This is a genomic window from Roseomonas rosulenta, from assembly GCF_016106005.1.
Taxonomy (GTDB): Bacteria; Pseudomonadota; Alphaproteobacteria; order Acetobacterales; family Acetobacteraceae; genus Neoroseomonas; species Neoroseomonas rosulenta.
Genome location: NZ_JACADR010000413.1, coordinates 1 through 2,751 on the forward strand (window position 1 = coordinate 1; position 2,751 = coordinate 2,751).

The window sequence follows — 2,751 nt, forward strand, 5'->3', positions numbered from 1 at the left end:
GGCAGCGGCCGGCGCGGCGCTGGCGGTGCTGGCCGCGCTCTACGCCGCCGGGCGGCGCGACGGGCGCGCCCTGGCGGATGCACGCACACAACGGCGCGCCGCGCGCGCGCGGGAGATCCGCGATGAGGTGGACCGCGACCTGGATCGCACTCGCGATCCTGCTGACGAGCTGCGCCGGGACTGGCGGCGCGAATGACTGCGGCGCCTGGCGCCCGATCCTGGTGCATGACGATGACGCGCTGACGCCGCAGACCGCGCGCGCCATCCTGGCGCACAACCGCGCGGGGCGGCGGCTCTGCGGCTGGTGACGTTCTCAGCCCGCCTGGATCGCCGCGATCATCGCCATCGCTTCCGCCGGCAGCGGCCCGCGGGCAATCGCCGCGACGGCGTGGTCGAGCTCGGCGATGCTCGATGTTCCCACGATCGCGGTCGCGATCTGCGGCGGCATCACGGCGTAGCGCAGCGCGAGTTCCACCAGGTCGGCGGCGTGGCCGGCCTCGACCAGCGGCAGCAGGCGCCGCGCGGCCGCCACGTCGTCGGCATAGCTGGCGGCGGAGGCGATGGGGGCCACCTTCGGCACGCCGAGCGGGCTGCGCGCCTCGCTGCCGCTGAGCGCGCCGCCGGCCAGGATGCGGATCGCCATCACGCCCACATCCCCAGCCGCGGCGCGGGCGATCACGCCGCCGAGGTCGGGCATGGCGGAGCCCGCCGGCAGCGGCGCCACGCCGCTCGGGTTGAGGATGTTGTAGGGCATCTGCGCCGTGGCGAAGCCGCCTTCCTCGAGCACGCGCAGGATCTCCGACGCATCGCCGAGGCCGGTGATGCCGAAGAAGCGGAACTTGCCCTGTTCGCGCAGGCGCCGCAGCGTCGGCACGGCTTCGCCCAGGATCGCATCGGCCCTGAAGTCCGGATCGCGGCCTTCGCGGGTGATCGGCTCGTGCAGGTGCAGGATGTCGACGCTGTCGCGCTGCAGCCGCTTGAGGCTTTCGTCGACCGAACGCGCGATGGTGCCGGCGATGTCGGCGCGCTGCGCGCCGCGGATGCGCACCTTGGTCGCGACCGTCACCTGCGCGCCCAGCGCCTTCAGCGCGCGACCGAGATTGGTCTCGGACACGCCATCGCCATAGGCCGAGGCGGTGTCGAAATAGGTGATGCCGTGGTCGATGGCGCGCCCGATGGCGCGGTCCTGTTCGGCCGCGGTGCCCTTCACCATCAGCCCGCCGATGGCGCCGCAGCCGTAGCCGAGGACGGAGACCTCGATCCCGGTCCTGCCCAATCGCCGCTTCTGCATCGCGCTGCCTCCGTGATTCGCGCCGGATGCTGCGGCAGGTGCCGCGGTGCGGCAAGCCTGCGCGTTTGCCCTGCGCGCTGCGCGATGCCACGCTTGCGCGCAGGCCGATCGAGCCCGTCGGGAGGAAACCAGATGACCACACGCCGCGCGATCCTGCTCGCCGCCGCATCCGCGCCCTTTGCGCGCCCCGCCCTCGCCGCCTATCCGGAGCGGCTGATCCGCGTGATCGTGCCCTTCGCCGCCGGCGGCAATACCGACATCCTCGCGCGCATCCTCGCCACGCGCATGGCCGAACGGCTCGGCCGGCCGATGGTGATCGAGAACCGCGCCGGCGCGGGCGGGTCGGTCGGCGCCGACGCCGTGGCGAAGGCCGCGCCCGACGGATACACGCTGCTGTTCGGCGCGGGCGGGCCGCTCACCGCCAATCCGGTGCTGCAGGCCAACCTGCCCTACGACGTGATGCGCGACTTCCGCCCGATCGGCCTGGTCGGCATCCTGCCCATGATCTGCCAGGTCAGCCCACGCATCGAGGCCCGCACGCTGACCGATTTCATTGCCATCCTGCGCCAGCGGCCGAACCAGGTGACGATCGCCACACCCGGCGCGGGAAGTGCCGCGCATCTCGCCCTCGAACTGCTGATGGCGGGGGCGAATGTGCGCGCCGTGCACGTGCCCTATCGCGGCGGCAGCGCCATGGTGCCCGACCTGATCAGCGGCACGGTCGATGCCGGCATGGTCGAATTGCCCTCCGCCCTGCCGCTGCACCTCGAGGGCAAGGCGCCGATCATCGCCATCGCGACCCAGCAGCGGTCCGCCGTGCTGCCGAACGTGCAGACCTTCATAGAGGCCGGGCTGCCAGGCTTCACCGCGGGATCCTATGGCGGGCTTCTCGCACCCGCCGCGACACCGGCCGACGTTGTCGCGATGCTGCATGGCGCGCTGGCTGCGACGCTCGCCGAACCCGCCATCCAGGCGCGCATCGCGGAGGTAGGCGCCATTCCAGCCGGCGAGGCGCAACGTTCGCCCGATGGCTTCGCCGCCTTCCTCGCAACGGAACTGGCGAATGCGCGGCGCGCGGCGGACCTGGCCGGCCTGCGGCCGTCCTGACGCATCAGGCCAGCGCGGCGAGCGCCTCGTCCATCGCCGCCTGCGCCTGCCGGATCGCGAAGGCGAGGCGGTTGCGCGCACGCAGCGCGTCCACCGCGGCGAACTTCTCCTCGTCGCTGCCCGGCGGCGTCGCCGCAAGGTCGCGGATCGGCTGCAGGGTGGCCCAGTCCGGCATGGGCAGTGCGTGCGGGTGGGTGAAGCGGTCGCCCGCCGTGTAGTCGGCCGGCACCAGCGCGCGGGAGGCACGCATCAGCGCGGCACTCGCCCGAGCCGCGGCCCCGGGCGAGGCGCCTGGAGCGCGCTGCGCGACCGACGCCGCGGCATCGCGCAGCGCGGTCGTCGCCGCCGCCAGC

3 protein-coding genes and 1 pseudogene are annotated in these 2,751 nt (G+C 73.6%); 2 read left to right on the forward strand and 2 right to left on the reverse strand.

The window, feature by feature from the left end; all coding sequences use genetic code 11:
- A partial coding sequence (locus tag HW578_RS28055) for a hypothetical protein (protein WP_232479268.1) occupies positions 1 to 196 on the forward strand: 196 nt, incomplete at its 5' end.
- A 117-nt stretch (positions 197 to 313) separates the two neighbouring features.
- On the opposite strand, the gene HW578_RS25145 is transcribed toward HW578_RS28055, so the two are convergent.
- A complete protein-coding gene (locus HW578_RS25145; protein ID WP_198373434.1) occupies positions 314 to 1,291 on the reverse strand; it encodes an aldo/keto reductase in 978 nt (325 codons plus the stop codon).
- A 132-nt stretch (positions 1,292 to 1,423) separates the two neighbouring features.
- On the opposite strand from HW578_RS25145, the gene HW578_RS25150 reads away from it, so the two are divergent.
- On the forward strand, positions 1,424 to 2,398 hold the full coding sequence (locus tag HW578_RS25150; protein WP_198373435.1) for a Bug family tripartite tricarboxylate transporter substrate binding protein: 975 nt from the start codon (positions 1,424 to 1,426) through the stop codon (positions 2,396 to 2,398).
- Positions 2,399 to 2,402: 4 nt separating this feature from the next.
- Here the strand turns inward: HW578_RS25150 and HW578_RS25155 are convergent.
- Positions 2,403 to 2,751 (reverse strand): annotated as a pseudogene (locus HW578_RS25155) (M28 family peptidase); the annotation flags it as partial.